A 17413-nucleotide genomic window follows, 5' to 3' on the forward strand; every position below is an offset into this window, starting at 1 on the left:
CGCCCTGCCCGGCGGTCAGACCGGCGGCACGGAGACGCCGAGGAGGCGCAGCGTGCCGAGCACGAACCCGTCGCGGATCGCGAAGGCGATGGCGAGCTCCAGCACGAGAACGAGAGCGATCGTCCACCGGAGCGGCAGGGCGCGTGCGACCAGGAAGCCGGCCGCCACGAACACGGTGTCGCCGACGGCGTTGAGCACGCTGTCGCCGTGGTAGTCCGGCGCCCCCACGGCCTGCCCGAAGAGGGCGATGATCCAGGGCGTGTTCTCCATCAGCTCCCACACCGCGCTGGAGGCGAGGGCGGTCAGAAGGAGCCAGCTCGTCGGCCAGTGCGGGCGGGCGCGGACGAGCGCCAGGAACAGGCCGACGCCGTAGATCACGTGCAGCGCCGAGTACCAGTCGGCGAACTGCTGCGAGGAGCCGGGCGAGTGCGGGTCGCCGTCCCAGAGGCGGATCGCGCCGCAGTCGCAGACGAGCGGCCGGCCCATCAGGTCCAGCGCGGCCGCCATGACGAGGACGATCGCCGTGCCGACCAGGACCTGGCCTCCCGGACCGGCGAGAAGGGCGTTTTGCGCGCGGACCAGGGGGCGGGGGGCCATGTCTGTCATGACGGCTGAACGCGAAGCGCCCGCTCCCGGTTGCGGTCCCCGGCGTCGTCCACAATCTTATGCGTCGCCGGGCGCGCGATCCACGCTATCTAACGCGGCGTCGCCCGCACCAACCTTCGGCATCCCCTTGCATTTCGGCCTCGTCTGCCCCCCGTTTCCGAGCCATGCGCGCGCCTTCGAGGCGCTGGCCACGGCCCTGGCCGAGCGCGGCCACCGCGCGACCTTCGTGATGAACGCGGGCGCCGGCGGCCTCGTGCGCCCCGGGCCCTGGAGCGTGCGCGAGGTCGGCCTCGGCAGCCCGGCGCGCACCGCCGGTGCGGGCTCCACCGGCCTGTTCGGCATCCTGCGCACGGTGGCCGACGCCGCCCGGCGCACGGAGGGGCTGGCGGCCGGCGGCGGTGCCGTCTTGGCCGCGGCGGGCGTCGACGCGCTGCTGGGCGATCAGATGGAGCCGGCCTCCGGCCTTCTGGCCGCCCATCTCGGCCTGCCCTTCGTCTCGGTCGCCTCGGCGCTGCCGATCGATCCCGACCCGGCGACGCCGCCGCCCTTCCTGGACTGGCCCTTCGACGACAGCGCCGAGGGGCTGCGGCGCAACCGGGGCGGACGGCGCGTGGCCGGCCTGCTCCTACGCCGGCAGGCCGAGGCGATCCGCCGTTCGGCCCTCTCGCTGGGCCTGCCGCCGCGCGGAGGCATGGAGGACTGGCTGGCGCCGCTCGGAACGCTGTCGCAGACCCCGCCCGAGTTCGACTTCCCCTATGCCGGGCGGCGGCGCATCCTGCGTGTCGGCCCCTTGCGCGCGCCGGGCGAGGGCGAGGCGCCGCTGCCGTTCCGGCCCGATCCCGTCCGCCCGCTCGTGTTCGCCTCGCTCGGCACGCTGCAGGGCCATCGGCTCGGGCTCTTCCGCGCGGTGGCTCGAGCCTGCCGGCGGCTCGGGCTGGACCTCGCCGTGGCCCATTGCGGGCGCCTGTCGGCGGCGGAGGCGGCCACGATCGACGCGCGCGTCGTGACCGACTTCCTGCCCCAGCGCGCGATGCTGCGGGTCGCCGCCGCCTGCGTCACCCATGCCGGGCTCAACACGGTGCTCGACGCGATGGAGGCCGGCGTGCCGACGCTCGCCATCCCGATCGCCTACGACCAACCGGGCGTCGCCGCACGGCTGGTGCATCACGGCGCGGGCCTTCGGCTCGCGCGCCGCCGCCTGGCGCCGGATGCCGTGGAGGCCGCGCTGGAACGGCTCCTGGGCGAGCCCCGCTTCCGGGAGCGCGCGGGAGCGATCGGCGCGGCGATCGGGCGGGCCGGGGGCGCGCGCCGCGCGGCGGAGGCGGCGGAGGCCTGGGTCGCCGAGACCCTCCACGCCCGCTCCCGCCCGTGCATGGCGGAGCCCGCATGAGCCTCGACGCCGATGTGATCCTCCTGGGCGGGGGCCTTGCCAACGGGCTGATCGCGCATCGGCTCGCCACGCGCCGCCGCGAGCTTTCGGTGATCGTGGTGGAGGGCGGCGAGGCGCTCGGCGGCAACCACACCTGGAGCTTCCACGACGGCGATCTCAGCGCCGCCGAGCAGGACTGGATCGCCCCGTTCGTGGTCGCGCGCTGGCCGGACTACGACGTGCGCTTTCCCAACCGCCGGCGTCGGTTCGCCACCGGATACGCCTCGGTTTCCTCCGAACGCTTCCGCGAGATCCTCGCCGCGCAGCTCGGCGGCGGCGTGCGCTGCGGCGTTCCCGCCGTGGCAGCGACGCGCACCGGCGTCACCCTGGCCGACGGGACCGTCCTTGCCGCGCGGGCCGTGATCGACGGGCGCGGCGCCCGCCCGAGCCCGCATCTCGACCTCGGCTTCCAGAAGTTCCTCGGCCAGGAATGGGAGTTCGACCGCCCGCACGGGGTCCGGCGCCCGGTGATCATGGACGCCACCGTGCCCCAGCGCGACGGCTACCGATTCGTCTACGTCCTGCCCTTCTCGCCGACGCGCCTCCTGGTGGAGGACACCTACTACGCCGACCGGGGCGCGCTCGACGTCGAGATTCTGCGCGCCCATCTCGCCGACTACGCGCGCGCCGCCGGCTGGGGGGAGGGGCGGCTCCTGCGCGAGGAGCACGGCGTCCTGCCGATCGCGCTCGGCGGCGACATCGACGCGCTGATCGCCGCGGCGGACGGCATGCCGACCGTCGGCCTCGCCCACGCGCTGTTCCACCCCACCACCGGCTATTCGCTGCCCGACGCGGTGCATGTGGCCGATCTCGTGTCGCGCGCGCCGGACGTGTCGCCGGATGGGCTGGCGCGCCTGCTCGACGCCCATGCGCGCAACATCTGGGCCGACCGCAGCTACTTCCGCCTCCTCAACCGCCTTCTGTTCGGCGCCGGACGGCCGGAGGAGCGCTACCGTATCCTGGAACACTTCCATCGCCTGCCCGAACCGCTCGTGGCGCGGTTCTATGCCGCACGGCTGGACTTTGCGGACAAGCTGCGCATTCTCGCCGGCAGGCCCCCGGTCTCCGTGCTCAGCGCCGTCCGGGTTCTGGCCGCCTCCCGTTCGCGCAAGGACTCCGCATGAAGCACGTGACCCCGCCCGCCGGCTCCGCGCCCCCAAAGACGGCCGTGGTGGTCGGCTCGGGCTTCGGCGGGCTGGCCCTGGCGATCCGGCTGCAGGCGGCGGGCGTCGCCACCGTGCTCCTGGAGAAGCGCGACAAGCCGGGCGGCCGGGCCTACGTCTACGAGGACGGGGGCTTCGTGTTCGACGCCGGGCCCACGGTGATCACCGACCCCTCGTCGCTGGAGGAGCTGTTCGAGGTGGCCGGTCGCCGGCTCGCCGACTATGTCACGCTGCTGCCGGTCAGCCCGTTCTACCGCCTGTGCTGGGAGGACGGGTACCAGTTCGACTACGCCAACGACCAGGCCGAGCTGGACCGCCAGATCGGCGCCAAGAACCCGAAGGACGTCGAGGGCTATCGCCGCTTCCTCGCCTATTCGCGCGCCGTGTTCGAGGAGGGCTATCTCAAGCTCGGCACCGTGCCCTTCCTGCAGTTCCGCGACATGGTGCGCGCCGGACCGCAGCTCGCCCGGCTCCAGGCCTGGCGCTCGGTCTACGCCAAGGTCTCGGAGTTCATCGAGGACGACCAGCTCCGGCAGGCCTTCTCGTTCCACTCGCTGCTGGTCGGCGGCAACCCGTTCGCCACCTCCTCGATCTACGCGCTGATCCACGCGCTGGAGCGCGAATGGGGCGTGTGGTTCCCGAAGGGGGGCACCGGGGCGCTGATCGCCGGCATGGCGAAGCTCTTCGCCGACATCGGCGGACGCGTCGAGCTCGGCGCCGAGGTCGCGCGCATCACGGTGGACGGTCGGCGCGCGACGGGCGTCGTGACCCATGACGGGCGCGTCTTCGAGGCCGACCTCGTGGCCTCCAACGCCGACGTCGTCCACACCTACGACGCGCTGCTGCGCGGCACGACGCGCGGCGCCTCGGAGGCGGCGCGGCTGAAGCGCAAGCGCTTCTCCATGTCGCTCTTCGTCCTGTATTTCGGCCTGAAGCGGCATCAGCCGCAGCTCCAGCACCACACCGTCCTGTTCGGCGCGCGCTACCGCGCGCTGATCGACGAGATCTTCCGCGCCAAGACGCTGTCGGGCGACTTCTCGCTCTATCTCCACAGCCCCTGCGCCACCGATCCCTCGCTCGCGCCGCCCGGCATGGGCAGCTACTACGTGCTGTCGCCCGTGCCCCATCTCGGCAACGCGCCGATCGACTGGTCGGTGGAAGGACCGCGCTACGCGGAGCGCATCTTCGACTACCTGGAGGCGCGCTACATGCCGGGGCTCCGGGCCGATCTCGTCACCCACCGCATCTTCACGCCGAACGACTTCCGGTCCGAGCTGAACGCCCATCACGGCTCGGCCTTCTCGCTCGATCCGGTGCTGACGCAGTCCGCCTGGTTCCGCGCGCACAACCGCGACGACTGGATCCCGAACCTCTACCTGGTCGGCGCGGGCACGCATCCGGGGGCGGGCGTGCCGGGCGTCGTGGGCTCGGCCAAGGCGACCGCCGGGCTGATCCTCGGGCATGAGCGGGCCTGACATCGCGGCCATCTCGGCCGCGTCGATCGCCAGGGGGTCCAAGAGCTTCGCCGCCGCCTCGCGCCTGTTCCCGAAGCGCACGCGCGAGAGCGTCGTGATGCTCTACGCCTGGTGCCGGCACTGCGACGACGTGGTGGACGGGCAGGACGCGGGCTCGGCGCTGCGCCACGTCGACGGGCGGCCTCCGGCCGAGCGCATCGCGGCGCTGCGGCGCGACACGGACGCCGCCTTCCAGGGCGACACCGAGGGGCTGCATCCCGCCTTCGCCGCGCTCGCCGAGGTGGTGCGGCGCCACGACCTGCCCCGCGAGGACGCCGCGGAGCATCTGGCCGGGTTCGCCATGGACGCCGACGGGGAAGCCTTCCGCACGCTGGACGAGCTCTTTCTCTACTGCTGGCGGGTGGCGGGCGTCGTCGGGGTGATGATGGCGCGCATCATGGGCGTGCGCGAGCCGGGGGTGCTGGATCGCGCCAGCGATCTCGGCCTCGCCTTCCAGCTCACCAACATCGCGCGCGACGTGGTGGACGACGCCGTGGCGGGCCGCGTCTACCTGCCGGCGGAATGGCTGGCGCAGGAGGGATTGGCGTCGGGCGAGCTCGCGGACCCGCGCCGGGCCGAGGCGGTGTTCCGACTGCGCCGGCGCCTGGTGCAGGCCGCCGAGCCCTACTATGCCTCGGCGCGGATCGGCGTCGGCGCCCTGCCGCCTCGCTCGGCCTGGGCGGTCGGCACCGCCTTCGGCGTGTACCGGCGCATCGGGCTGAAGCTCGTGGCGCGCGGGCCGGAGCCCGTGCCCGAACGGGTGTCCACCTCGCGGGGGGAGAAGTTCGCCGAGATCGGGCGGGGGGCGGCGATGGCGCTCGGGCGCCGCGCCGGGGCGCCGCGACCGCCGCTCCTGTGGACCCGGCCGCGCTGACGCAAGGCGATCGCCGGGAAGCCGCCGCGCTACGGTGCCGCTCGGCGCTCCTGCGCCTCGGCCGCGACCTTTCCCGAGGCCCGGAGCTGGGCCGAGAGCGTTTCCACGGGCGGCGCGTAGAGGAAGCCGAAGGACACGCAGTCGTCCTTGCCCTTCACCGCGTGGTGCAGCCTGTGCGCCTGCACCAGACGCTTGGCGTAGCCCCGATGCGGGATGTGCCGGAACGGCCAGCGCTGGTGCACCAGCCCGTCGTGGACGATGAAGTAGAACAGGCCGTAGAGCGTGATGCCGCTGGCCACCGCCGTGACCACCGGCAGGTCGGCGAAGGTGCCCAGCGCGAACAGCGCCACCGCGAAGACCGCGAAGACCACGGCGTAGAGGTCGTTCTTCTCGAACAGGTCGTCGTGCGGCTCGTGATGGCTCTCGTGCCAGCCCCAGCCCCAGCCGTGCATGATGTACTTGTGCGCGGCCCAGGCCACCCATTCCATGACGAAGAAGACGGCGATCGCGATGGCGATCAGGGCGGGCCAACTGTCCATGGGTCGAGCGATCCCTTCCGTTCGGAACATGGCATCCATACAGGATCGCGGGCTTGCGAAAAAGCCCGCATGGCGGGCGGGACGCCGAGGAAAATCAAAGGTTTGGAACGATTCCGGACTGGCTCGCCCTAGCGCCGCGCGCCTTCCTGCTCCAGGGGCCGGGCGGCCGCGTCCGCCAGCGCGCGGCCCGACACGGCGAGGGCCTCGATCAGTGCGTCGAGGCGCGAGCCGGCGCCGAACACCGTCTCCAGATGCGCGCGGGCCGACCCGATGTGGCGCTCCACCAGGCGTTGCGTGCGCTCCACGCCCACCAGGGCCACCACGGTCGACTTGCCCGCGTCGCGCCCGACGTCCTTGCCGATCGCGGCGGGATCGGCGGACAGGTCGAGGAGGTCGTCGAGAAGCTGGAAGGCGAGGCCGAGCTCGCCCGCGAAGGCGCACAGGTTGGCGCGCTGGCCGGGCGTCGCGCCCGCCACGATGGCGCCGAGCTCCACCGCCGACAGGAACAGGGCGCCCGTCTTGCGGCCGTTGGCGTCGGCCATGTCCTGCGCCGAGCGTGCCCCGCGCCCGCCGCGCAGGTCCTGGTATTGGCCGCCCACGAGGCCGAGCGAGCCCACGGCCGAGGCGAGCACGCCCACCGCCGCGCTGCGTCGCTCGGGCGCCAGACCCTCGATGCGGGCCAGCACCGCGAAGGCTTCCGTCAGGAGGGCGATCGAGGCCAGCACCGCGACGTCCTCGCCGTGCCCGCGATGGATCGCCGGGCGGCCGCGCCGCAGGGCGGCGTCGTCCATGCAGGGCAGGTCGTCCAGGATCAGCGAGGCGGCATGGACCATCTCCACCGCGCAGCCGGCGTCGAGCGCCGCCTCCAGCGGGCCGCCGAGGTCCTGCGCTACGATCGCCGCGATCAGCGGGCGCAGGCGCTTGCCGGGAGCCAGCAGGCTGTCGCGCATGGCCGCCTCCAGCCCCTGCTGGCCCGCCAGAACCACGGGAACCAGATCCGCCAGACGCGCTTCGATACGGACGAGGAGGTCGGAATTCGGGCCGTCGGGCGAAGGGCTCATCGCGTCTTGATCACTTTCCGGCGCGGGGACATGCCTGATGTCACCAGAGGCTGAAGTTCGTTACGAGGTTGTAGCACGGGCGGGCGCCGCTGGAAGCGCCGCGGCCCGCGGGGCGCGGGAATGCGACGAATCGACGTAGCGCCGAACCGCGTCCCGGAATGGCATGCGGGAAGGACACGGGCATGACGGCGGCAGGAGATTCTAGGCGGATGGACGAGGGAGACGGCGGCATCGCCGGGCGCAAGGGAGACCATCTCGACATCGTCCTGTCGCCGCACGCCGCCGGGCGGCGTGCCGACACGGGCTTCGACGCCGTGCGGTTCGAGCACGTCGCGCTGCCCGAGATCGACCTCGACGCGATCGACCTCGGCGCCCGGTTCCTCGGCCGCACCATGCGCGCGCCGCTCCTGATCTCGTCCATGACCGGGGGGCCGGAGCGCGCCGGCGCGATCAACGCCCGGCTCGCCGAGGCGGCCGAGCATCTCGGGCTGGCGCTCGCCGTCGGGTCGCAGCGCATCGCGCTGGAGGGGCGCGGCTCGGACGGCCTCGATCGGGCGTTGCGCCGCCGCGCCCCCAGCGTCCCGCTGCTCGCCAATATCGGCGCCGCCCAGCTCGTGGCCGGCTGGGGCGTCAAGGAGGCGCGGCGCGCCGTGGAGATGATCGGCGCCGACGCCCTGATCGTCCACCTCAACCCCTTGCAGGAGGCGCTGCAGCCGGGCGGCGACCGGCACTGGCGCGGCGTGTTCGCCGCGATCGCCGCCCTGGTGGGGGCGGCGGAGTTTCCCGTCGTGGTCAAGGAGGTCGGGGCCGGCATCTCCGGCCCCGTGGCGCGGCGGCTCGCCGAGGCGGGCGTGGCGGCGATCGACGTCGCGGGGGCGGGCGGCACGAGCTGGGCGGCGATCGAGGCCGAGCGCACGGGCGATCCGCGCGCTCGCGCCGCCGCGCTCCTGTTCTCCGACTGGGGCATTCCCACGGCGGAGGCGATCGCCGCCGTGCGGGCGGCCTGTCCCGAGGCCGTGGTGATCGGCTCCGGGGGCGTGCGCCACGGGCTCGACGCGGCGCGCGCGATTCGCCTTGGGGCCGACCTCGTCGGCCAGGCGGCGGCGGGGCTCCCGGCGGCCGATCGGTCCACCGAGGCGGTGGTGGCGCATTTCGAGCAGGTGATCGCGGAGCTGCGGATCGCCTGCTTCTGCACGGGTTCGGCCGACCTCGCCGCCCTGCGCCGCGCGCGCCTTCTCCCCGCGCAGGTCTGAGCCGGGCGCGGGGCGTCGCTTTCCGTTTGCCGCCGGTGCGCCCGATCCGCTAATCCCTGCGGGCCACGGTTTCCTCGGAGGACGCATGACGACGCTGACCCAGTATCTCGAGGCCCATGCGGGCGAGGGCTCCGAGCGGCGCGACGTCGCCGCGCTGATCGAGCGGCTGGCCGAGGCGGCCGGTGCGCTCCAGCGCCTGATCTCAACCGGGGCCACGGGAGACGCGGGCGCCGCCACGGGCGCGGACGGCGATCCCAACGGGGGCGGCGACATCCAGAAGGTGCTGGACCGCGAGGCCGACCGGCTGTTCCTGGCCGCCGCAAGGGCGGCGCCCGTCGCCTTCTACGGCTCGGAGGAGCAGGACGAGGCGGTGCCGCTCCGCGAGGGCGCGAGCCTCGCCATGGCGATCGACCCGCTGGACGGCTCCTCCAATATCGAGACCAACGTGTCGATCGGCACGATCTTCTCGGTGCTGCCCGTCACCGACGCGCACCGGGCCGACCCCGCCGGCGTGTTCCGCCAGCCCGGCCGGGCCCAGCTCGCGGCCGGCTTCTTCGTCTACGGCCCCCGGCTGATGCTGGTGCTCACCCTCGGCCAGGGCACGCACGCCTTCGGCTGGTCGCCCGAGACCGGCGCGTTCACGCGCATGGGCCCGCTCCACATCCCGCCGGTCGCCAAGGAATACTCGATCAACGCCTCCAACGCCCGCCACTGGGAGGACCCGGTGCGGCTCTACGTGGAGCAGTGCCAGGAGGGGGCGGACGGCCCGCGCGGGCGCGACTTCAACATGCGCTGGGTGGCGTCCATGGTGGCGGACGCCTACCGCATCTTCGTGCGCGGCGGCATCTACATCTACACGGGCGACCGCCGGAAGGGCTACGACAAGGGGCGCATCCGCCTCGTCTACGAGGCCAATCCGGTGGGCTTCTGCGCCGAGCAGGCGGGCGGCGCGGCGAGCGACGGCGTCCGGCCGATCCTCGACCTCGTGCCCGAGGGGCTGCACCAGCGCACGCCCGTGGTCTTCGGCTCGCGCGAGGAGGTGCTCGCCTTCGCCGCCGTGATGACCGACCCGGCGAGCCTTTCGGAAGTCTCGCCGCTGTTCGGCCAGCGTCCGATCGGGGGCATCTGACATGGACGGCGACATCCTGATCGCGCCCTCCATCCTGTCCTCCGACTTCTCGCGGCTGGGCGAGGAGATCGCGGCGGTGGACCGCGCCGGGGCGGACTGGATCCATCTCGACGTGATGGACGGACGCTTCGTGCCCAACATCACCTTCGGTCCGCCCGTGGTGGCGGCCGTGCGCGGAGCCTCCGCCCGGTTCTTCGACGCGCATCTGATGATCGCCTCCCCCGACGCCTATCTCGAGGGCTTCGCCAAGGCGGGCTGCGACGGGATCACGGTGCATGCGGAGGCCTGCACCCATCTCGACCGCACGCTCCAGGCGATCCGCGCGCTGGACTGCCGGGCGGGCGTCGCGATCAATCCCGCCACGCCCGAGACGGCGATCGAATACGTCCTGGACCGGGTCGACCTCGTGCTGGTGATGACCGTGAACCCGGGCTTCGGCGGCCAGAGCTTCATCCCCGCGACGCTGGAGAAGGTGCGCCGCCTGCGCGCCATGATCGGAGCGAGGCCGATCCGCCTCCAGGTCGACGGGGGCGTGGCGCCAGAGACGATCGGCGCCATCCGCCAGGCCGGCGCCGACACGTTCGTGGCCGGTTCGGCGGTCTACCGGGGCGGTACGGAAGACAACTACCGCAACAATATCGACGCGCTCCGTCGCTCGGCCTCGGTCAACAAAGCGTGATGCTCGGCAAGTAACGAAGCCGTATTCTCTGATTTCAAACGTTTCTTCGCCGATTCCGAGCCGCGCCGTTGCCTCGCGCGGCGCCCTTCGCCAAGATTTGTGCGCGGGGGATGTTGCATCGCGGCGTGGAGGACACACCTAAGCGGCCGCGTGCCGGGCGGGAACGCCGCCGGACGGCGGCCTCCCCGGCGCGGAACGTCAGTCGCGGCCGTCCGGGGCCTTGTCAGTATCGAAGCCGCATCCGGGGTCTGGACGGCGAAGGAGGGATCGTTGGAGCAATCGTTATCGGAGGCGGCGGCACAGACGGCGGTGACGGGGGTCTCGCCCGACGTGGTGCCGACCTGGGTCTGGCTGGCCACCATCGCGGGCATCGCCGCGCTGTTCGTCTTCGACTTCCTCACCCACGTCCGCAAGCCGCACGAGCCGACCTTCAAGGAATCGGCCCTCTGGTCGACCTTCTACGTCGCGCTGGCGCTCCTGTTCGGCTGGGGCGTGTGGGAGTTCTGGGACCGCCAGCACGGCATCGAGTACTTCGCCGGCTTCGTCACCGAGAAGTCGCTCTCGGTCGACAACCTCTTCGTCTTCGTCATCATCATGAAGAGCTTCCTGGTGCCGCGCGCCTACCAGCAGAAGGCGCTGCTGATCGGCATCGTGATCGCCCTGGTGATGCGCGGCATCTTCATCGCGCTGGGCGCGGCGGCCATCGAGCGCTTCTCCTGGGTGTTCTACATCTTCGGCCTGTTCCTCCTGTGGACGGCGTGGAAGCTCATCGTCGAGAGCCTGAAGCACCAGAAGTCGACCGACGAGGAATACGAGCCCAACGCCATCGTGAAGTATTTCCAGCGGCACCTGAGCACCACGGACGACTTCCGCGGCAACCAGCTCTGGGTGATCGAGAACGGCAAGCGCTTCTTCACCCCGATGTTCATCGTGATCCTGGCGCTCGGCATGACCGACCTCCTGTTCGCGCTGGACTCGATCCCGGCGATCTACGGCCTGACGGACGCGCCCTACATCGTGTTCACGGCCAACGCCTTCGCGCTCCTGGGCCTCCTTCAGCTCTACTTCCTGATCGGCGGGCTGCTGGATCGCCTCGTGTATCTGGGCATCGGGCTGTCGCTGATCCTCGCCTTCATCGGCCTCAAGCTGATCGTCCACGCCGTGGAGGCCAACACGCTGCCCTTCCTCAACGACGGCCAGCCGGTCGCCGTCCCGTCCTGGATGCATGTCGAGATCGAGCAGTCGCTCATGGTCATCATCGGCATCCTGGTGGTGACCACGGTGGCCAGCCTCCTGAAGAGCCGGTCGGACGCCCGCAAGGCGGGTTGAGGCCCGCAACGGCGCACAACCTGCGGTGATCGCGAGGCCGGCCCTTCGGGGCCGGCCTTTTTCGTGCGGCGCCCGTCTGGGGACGGGGCGTCTTGCCCCTTGCCCCGCCGCCGGTTTCCCGCTCACATAGGCGCCGAACGCAGGAGACGCCGGCCGCGGCGCGAGCGACACGCAACTGTCACGCCACGGTGATAGTCCCGCTCGGCCGATGGGGGGTGCGGCTGCGCGACACGCCATCGCAGGAAAACCTCAGGAGAGCGGGATGATCGGGACAATGAAACGGGGCGTGTCGCTGGCGGTTCTGGCGAGCGTCGCCTTGGGCGCGGCCACGGCCGGCGCGAGCGCGCAGGGCATGGACGCGCTGGTGGAGGCCGCCAAGAAGGAGGGCCAGCTCACCACGATCGCCCTGCCGCACGACTGGTGCAACTACGGCGAGATGATCTCCGGCTTCAAGGCGAAGTACGGCATCGCCGTCAACGAGCTGAACCCGGACGCCGGCTCGGCCGACGAGATCGAGGCGATCAAGGCCAACCAGGGCAACACCGGGCCGCAGGCGCCCGACGTGATCGACGTCGGCCTCTCGTTCGGCCCGCAGGCCAAGACCGACAAGCTGATCCAGCCCTACAAGGTCGCGACCTGGGACGAGATCCCCGCCGACGCCAAGGATGCCGAGGGCTACTGGTACGGCGACTACTACGGCGTGCTCACCTTCGAGGTGAACAAGGACATCGTGTCTGAGGTGCCGCAGGATTGGCCCGACCTCCTGAAGTCCGACTACGCCAACTCGGTGGCGCTCGCTGGCGACCCGCGCGCCTCGGCGCAGGCGATCCAGGCCGTCTACGCCGCCGGCCTGTCCAAGATGCCGGACGGCTCGGCCACGCAGATCGCCGATGCCGGCCTCGACTTCTTCAAGCAGCTCAACGCGACCGGCAACTTCGTGCCGGTGATCGGGAAGCCCGCCTCGCTGGCGCAGGGCACGACGCCGATCATGATCCGCTGGGACTACAACGCCCTGTCGAGCCGCGACACGCTGAACGGCAACCCGGAGGTCGAGGTCGTGGTGCCGAAGTCGGGCGTCCTCGCCGGCGTCTACGTCCAGGCGATCAGCGCCTACGCGCCGCATCCCAACGCCGCCAAGCTCTGGATGGAGTACATCTATTCCGACGAAGGGCAGCTCACCTACCTCAAGGGCTACTGCCACCCGATCCGCTTCAACGAGATGGCCAAGGCCGGCAAGATCCCGCAGGACCTCTTGGACCGCCTGCCGCCGGCCGCCAGCTACGAGATCGCCAAGTTCCCCTCGCTGGACGACCAGAACGCGGCCAAGGCCGAGATCACCACCAAGTGGGACGGTGTCGTGGGCGCCAACGTCCAGTAGGGCGGGTGCGAGCTTCGAGGATCGCCGCCCATCGCGGCGGTCCTCCCCCGGCTTCAGCGAAAGGGCTCATGCGTTGAGTGTCCAGGCCCTCGAACCCGGCATGGCGGCGGCCGCCGACGGCCCGCCGACGCAGCGCGCGCGACGGCTCCCGCTGGCTTGGCTCGGCGTCGTTCCCTTCTTCGCCTTCGCCCTCCTGTTCCTGGTCGCGCCGACCTTCTACCTGGTGGTCGGCGCCTTCCAGAACCCGGCGGGCGCCTTCACCCTCGACAACATCGCCGGCCTGTTCCAGTCGCAGATCCTCTCGGCCTACTGGATCTCGATCCGCATCAGCCTCGCCTCGGCGGCGCTGGGGGCGCTGCTCGGCTTCTTCCTCGCCTACGCGATCGTGCACGGCGGACTGCCGTCGTGGATCCGCTCCTCCGTGGTCACCTTCTCGGGCGTCGCCTCCAACTTCGCGGGCATTCCACTCGCCTTCGCCTTCCTGGCGACCCTCGGGCGCATCGGCCTCGTCACCTGGCTCCTGAACGAGGCCTTCGGCCTCAACATCTACCGGCTCGGCTTCAACCTCCTGAGCTTCTGGGGGCTGACCATCACCTACCTCTACTTCCAGATCCCGCTGATGGTTCTCATCATCACGCCGGCGCTGGACGGGCTGAAGCGGGAATGGCGCGAGGCCTCCTCGATCCTGGGCGCCTCCAACTGGCAGTACTGGCGCCTCGTGGCGCTGCCCGTCCTGTTTCCCAGCCTCATGGGCTGCTTCCTGCTCCTGTTCGCCAACGCCTTCGGCGCCATCGCCACGGCCTACGCGCTGACCGGCTCCTCGCTCAACATCGTGCCGATCCTGCTCTACGCGCAGATCCGCGGCGACGTGCTCTACAATCCCAATCTCGGCTATGCGCTGGCCTTCGGCATGATCGTCATCACCGGCTGCTCCAACCTCCTCTACATCTGGCTGCGCGCGCGCGCCGAGCGGTGGCTGCGATGAGGGCGCCGCGCGTCCTCGCCTGGATCGCGGTGGCGCTGGCCGCGCTGTATTTCCTGCTGCCGCTCTACGCGACCTTCCAGTTCTCGCTGTCGATGCTGCGCGGCCAGTGGAGCTTCGAGGCCTATCGCGTCGTGTTCGCCGACGACCGGTTCCGCGACACGTTCCTGTTCTCCGGCGTGTGCGCGCTGGCCACGATCGTGATCGGCGCGCTTCTGGTGGTGCCCACGGCCTACTGGGTTCGCCTGTGCCTGCCGCGCCTGCGCCCCTATGTGGAGTTCGTCACGCTCCTGCCGCTGGTGATCCCGCCGATCGTGCTCGTGTTCGGCTATCTGCGGCTCTACAACTCCTCGTCCTGGCTGCCGTTCACCGGATCGGTGGCGGGCACCAACGTTATCCTGGTCTTCGGCTACACGGTGCTGTCGCTACCCTACATGTACCGCGCGGTGGACACCGGCCTCCAGGCGATCGACATCCGCACCCTGACGGAGGCCGCTGAGAGCCTCGGGGCCAGGCGCCGGACCATCCTCGCCAGCGTGATCCTGCCCAACGTCCGGGCGGCGGTGCTGTCGGGCGCCTTCCTGACCTTCGCGATCGTGATCGGCGAGTTCGTGCTGGCGAGCCTGCTCAACCGTCCTGCGTTCGGCCCCTACCTCCAGAACGTCGGCGCCAACCGCGCCTACGAGCCGGCCGCGCTCGCCATGATCGCCTTCGCGGTCACCTGGGGCTGCATGGTGCTGCTGCATCTCCTCGGCGGGGCGGGCCCCGGCCGGGCCCGCTCCTTCCTCAAACCCAAGGCGAAGGCGGTTCCATGAGCTTTCTCGAGATCGCGGGCGTCTCCAAGAGCTTTGGCCCGAACACGGTGCTGCACGGGTTCGACCTGGCGGTGGAGAAGGGCGAGTTCGTCACCTTCCTCGGACCCTCCGGCTGCGGCAAGACGACCATGCTGCGCATCGTCGCCGGCTTCGAGACGGCGAGCCGGGGCACGGTTCGCATCGACGGGCAGGACGTCACCGGCCTCGCCCCCAACGCCCGGCGCATCGGCATGGTGTTCCAGGCCTATGCGCTGTTTCCCAACATGACGGTGGCCGACAACGTGGCCTTCGGCCTCAAGGTCGCGGGGGTGCCCAAGGCGGAGCGCCGGACGCGGGTGGAGGACATGCTGCGCCTGATCGGCCTGCCGCGCATCGCCGACCGCTACCCCTACCAGCTCTCGGGCGGCCAGCAGCAGCGCGTGGCGCTGGCCCGCGCCATCGCGCCCCGTCCCCGCGTCCTCCTGCTCGACGAGCCGCTGTCCGCGCTCGACGCCAAGATCCGCGTCTCGCTGCGCACCGAGATCCGCGACCTCCAGCGCGAGCTCGGCATCACCACGATCTTCGTGACGCACGACCAGGAGGAGGCCCTGTCCATGTCGGACCGGATCGTGGTCATGTCGGACGGGCGCATCGAGCAGGTCGGCATCCCGTTCGAGATCTACAACCACCCGCGCACCCGCTTCGTCGCGTCCTTCGTCGGAACGCTCGGCCTCCTCAAGGGCGAGGTGGCGCACGGGGGGCGGGTGATCATCGACGGGCAGGAGATCGAGGCCGACGCCGGCGCCGCGCGGCCGGGCGAGACGGTGACGCTGGCGCTGCGCCCCGAGGCACTCTCGCTCCAAGCCAGCCGCGAACGCTCCAACGCGCTGCGCGGCGAAATCACCTCCGTCGCCTTCCTGGGCTCGGTGGTGCGCCTTCGCGCCCGCTTCGGCCGCGACGAGCTCCTGATCGACACGTTCAACGATCCGGCGGCGCCGCCGCCGGGCCATGGCGCGGCGGTGGCCGTGCATTTCTCGCCCGCCGACGTCCTGTGCCTGGGCGCGGAGCCCGGCGGGCCGGGCGCCGCGAGCCGCGCCTCCGCCACGCCGCCGGGCCTGCGCACGCCGATCGCGGCCGAGGTTTAGACGGCTGCGCATCTTGTCTCGGCCGCCCCGTGCACGACATGAGCGCCGTTGAAGGGGCTCCGAGCCGGGGAAACCGAACGCGTTGAGTATCACCGAGAACCACGAGCCGGCGCTGGTCGCCGGCCCCGCCCTCTATGCGCGCGGCGCGGACGCGGCGGGGCTGCGGCTCGGCTTGGTCGCCGTCACCCGCGAGGGCGCCGGGCCGCCTCGCCTGGAGGCGGACGGCGCCGAGCCCGTGGCGCTGTCCGAGCGCGCGCGCCTGTTCGGCCACAGGGTCTGGGGTGCCGACTTCGCGCTGCCCGCCGGGCCCGACGCGGGCTATCGGCTGGACGGGCGGCGCTTCCGCGTCCGGAGCGACCTCTCCGGCGACGTGGCGGTGGGTTTCGTGTCCTGCAACGGCCAGGAGAACGGCGACGAGACGCGCAGCCACGAGGACCGCGACGTGATGTGGCGGCGCCTGGCGGCCGAGCATCGCGCCCGTCCCTTCGCCTTGCTGCTGCACGGTGGCGACCAGCTCTATGCCGACGAGGCGGTGCAGGCCCATCCTGAGACGCGCCGCTGGGCCGAGCTGCCGATCGACCGCAAGCCGGAGGTCGCCTGGGGCCCCGAAGTGGAGGAGGCGGTGCGCGGCTACTTCTTCCGCCGATATCTGGCGCTGATGCGCCAGCCCGCCTTCGCCGAACTCGCCGCCTGCGTGCCTTCCATGATGATCTGGGACGACCACGACATCTTCGATGGCTGGGGCAGCCATCCGGCCGGCCTCCAGGAAAGCCCGGTCGCGCTCGGTCTCTTCCGGGCGGCGCGCGAGATGTTCGTCCTGTTCCAGCTCGGCGCCGACCCCGCCGACCTGCCCGCCACCTGCCGCGACCGGACCGGGGCGAGCTTCGCGCAGGACGCGCGCTTCCCCGGCTTCTCGGTGCTCCTGCCGGACCTGCGTTCCGAGCGCACGCCTCGACGCGTCATGGGGGAGGAGGGCTGGGCGGCGTTCGAGGCGGGGCTCGCGGACGCGCCGGACGGCGATCGGCGCCTCGTGGTCTCCTCCGTGCCGGCGCTCGGGCCGCGCCTGTCGCTCCTGGAGGCGCTGCTCGACCTCTATCCCGGCCAGCAGCAGTACGAGGACGACCTGCGCGACCAGTGGCAGAGCCGTGGCCACCGCGCCGAATGGGTGCGGTTCCTGCGGGCGCTGGAGGCGGAGGCCGTCGATCGCGGTGGGCCGGTGACGGTGGTGTCGGGCGAGATCCACCTGGCGACGCGCGGCGAGATGCGCCTGTCGGACGGCTCGGCGATGCACCAGCTCGTCGCCTCCGGCATCACCCATCCCAAGCCGCCGGCGGCGCTCGGCCTCGGCCTCGGCCTGCTGTCGCGCCTCGGCCATTCGCCGCTGCCCGGCCGCCCGATCCGGCTGAAGCGGCTGCCGGGGCAGGGGGCGGTCTACACGGCCGAGCGCAACTACCTGGTGCTGCGCCGGCGCGCCGGGCAGTGGACGGCGGCCTGGGAGCTTGAGGAGTCCGGCCGCACGCCCGAACTCGGGCTCTGAG

Annotated in this window: 16 protein-coding genes; 13 read left to right on the forward strand and 3 right to left on the reverse strand. The window is 71.8% G+C overall.

Going from position 1 to position 17413, the window contains the following annotated elements:
• Positions 1–15: 15 nt before the first annotated feature.
• Positions 16–597, reverse strand: coding sequence for a DUF2585 family protein (locus tag D3218_RS14220; protein ID WP_168990532.1), 582 nt, complete (start codon positions 595–597; stop codon positions 16–18).
• Between the two features lie 136 nt (positions 598–733).
• Between D3218_RS14220 and D3218_RS14225 the strand changes: the two genes are divergently transcribed.
• The 4 genes from D3218_RS14225 to D3218_RS14240 are packed head-to-tail and all read left to right on the forward strand — an operon-like array spanning position 734 to position 5586.
• Complete coding sequence (locus D3218_RS14225) at positions 734–1996, forward strand: glycosyltransferase (protein WP_210209682.1); 1263 nt, start codon at positions 734–736, stop codon at positions 1994–1996.
• Positions 1993–3159, forward strand: a complete 1167-nt coding sequence (crtY, locus tag D3218_RS14230) for a lycopene beta-cyclase CrtY (protein WP_119540754.1) — start codon at positions 1993–1995, stop codon at positions 3157–3159. The genes D3218_RS14225 and crtY overlap by 4 nt, the downstream gene beginning before the upstream one ends.
• Positions 3156–4673, forward strand: a complete 1518-nt coding sequence (locus D3218_RS14235) for a phytoene desaturase (RefSeq protein ID WP_119540755.1) — start codon at positions 3156–3158, stop codon at positions 4671–4673. Before crtY ends, D3218_RS14235 begins: the two co-directional genes overlap by 4 nt.
• On the forward strand, positions 4660–5586 hold the full coding sequence (locus D3218_RS14240) for a phytoene/squalene synthase family protein (RefSeq protein ID WP_119540756.1): 927 nt from the start codon (positions 4660–4662) through the stop codon (positions 5584–5586). Before D3218_RS14235 ends, D3218_RS14240 begins: the two co-directional genes overlap by 14 nt.
• A gap of 29 nt (positions 5587–5615) precedes the next feature.
• Here the strand turns inward: D3218_RS14240 and D3218_RS14245 are convergent, their stop codons facing one another.
• Positions 5616–6125 (reverse strand): sterol desaturase family protein, encoded by a 510-nt coding sequence (locus D3218_RS14245; RefSeq protein WP_119540757.1) that lies wholly within the window; start codon positions 6123–6125, stop codon positions 5616–5618.
• A gap of 128 nt (positions 6126–6253) precedes the next feature.
• Entirely contained in the window at positions 6254–7186 is a 933-nt protein-coding gene (locus D3218_RS14250; RefSeq protein WP_119540758.1) for a polyprenyl synthetase family protein, read from the reverse strand.
• Between the two features lie 209 nt (positions 7187–7395).
• On the opposite strand from D3218_RS14250, the gene fni reads away from it, so the two are divergent.
• From fni to D3218_RS14295, 9 genes are all read left to right on the forward strand, one after another.
• The gene (gene fni, locus D3218_RS14255; protein WP_119540759.1) at positions 7396–8439 is read left to right on the forward strand and encodes a type 2 isopentenyl-diphosphate Delta-isomerase; all 1044 of its coding nucleotides are present in this window, start codon (positions 7396–7398) and stop codon (positions 8437–8439) included.
• Positions 8440–8524: 85 nt separating this feature from the next.
• A complete protein-coding gene (locus tag D3218_RS14260) occupies positions 8525–9568 on the forward strand; it encodes a class 1 fructose-bisphosphatase (protein ID WP_119540760.1) in 1044 nt (347 codons plus the stop codon).
• Between the two features lies 1 nt (position 9569).
• Positions 9570–10247, forward strand: a complete 678-nt coding sequence (gene rpe / locus D3218_RS14265; protein ID WP_119540761.1) for a ribulose-phosphate 3-epimerase — start codon at positions 9570–9572, stop codon at positions 10245–10247.
• A 270-nt stretch (positions 10248–10517) separates the two neighbouring features.
• On the forward strand, positions 10518–11576 hold the full coding sequence (locus D3218_RS14270) for a TerC family protein (protein WP_245415053.1): 1059 nt from the start codon (positions 10518–10520) through the stop codon (positions 11574–11576).
• Positions 11577–11838: 262 nt separating this feature from the next.
• Entirely contained in the window at positions 11839–12954 is a 1116-nt protein-coding gene (locus tag D3218_RS14275) for an ABC transporter substrate-binding protein (protein ID WP_119540763.1), read from the forward strand.
• A gap of 100 nt (positions 12955–13054) precedes the next feature.
• Complete coding sequence (locus D3218_RS14280) at positions 13055–13939, forward strand: ABC transporter permease (RefSeq protein WP_119540764.1); 885 nt, start codon at positions 13055–13057, stop codon at positions 13937–13939.
• A complete protein-coding gene (locus D3218_RS14285) occupies positions 13936–14751 on the forward strand; it encodes an ABC transporter permease (RefSeq protein WP_119540765.1) in 816 nt (271 codons plus the stop codon). The genes D3218_RS14280 and D3218_RS14285 overlap by 4 nt, the downstream gene beginning before the upstream one ends.
• Positions 14748–15875: an ABC transporter ATP-binding protein gene (locus tag D3218_RS14290; protein WP_119540766.1), complete on the forward strand. Its 1128-nt coding sequence runs from the start codon at positions 14748–14750 to the stop codon at positions 15873–15875. Before D3218_RS14285 ends, D3218_RS14290 begins: the two co-directional genes overlap by 4 nt.
• Before the next feature lie 82 nt (positions 15876–15957).
• Positions 15958–17412: an alkaline phosphatase D family protein gene (locus D3218_RS14295; protein ID WP_245415054.1), complete on the forward strand. Its 1455-nt coding sequence runs from the start codon at positions 15958–15960 to the stop codon at positions 17410–17412.
• The last annotated feature ends 1 nt before the right edge of the window (position 17413 follow it).

It is taken from the genome of Aureimonas flava (assembly GCF_003583935.1).
In the GTDB taxonomy this organism is placed as follows: domain Bacteria; phylum Pseudomonadota; class Alphaproteobacteria; order Rhizobiales; family Rhizobiaceae; genus Aureimonas; species Aureimonas flava.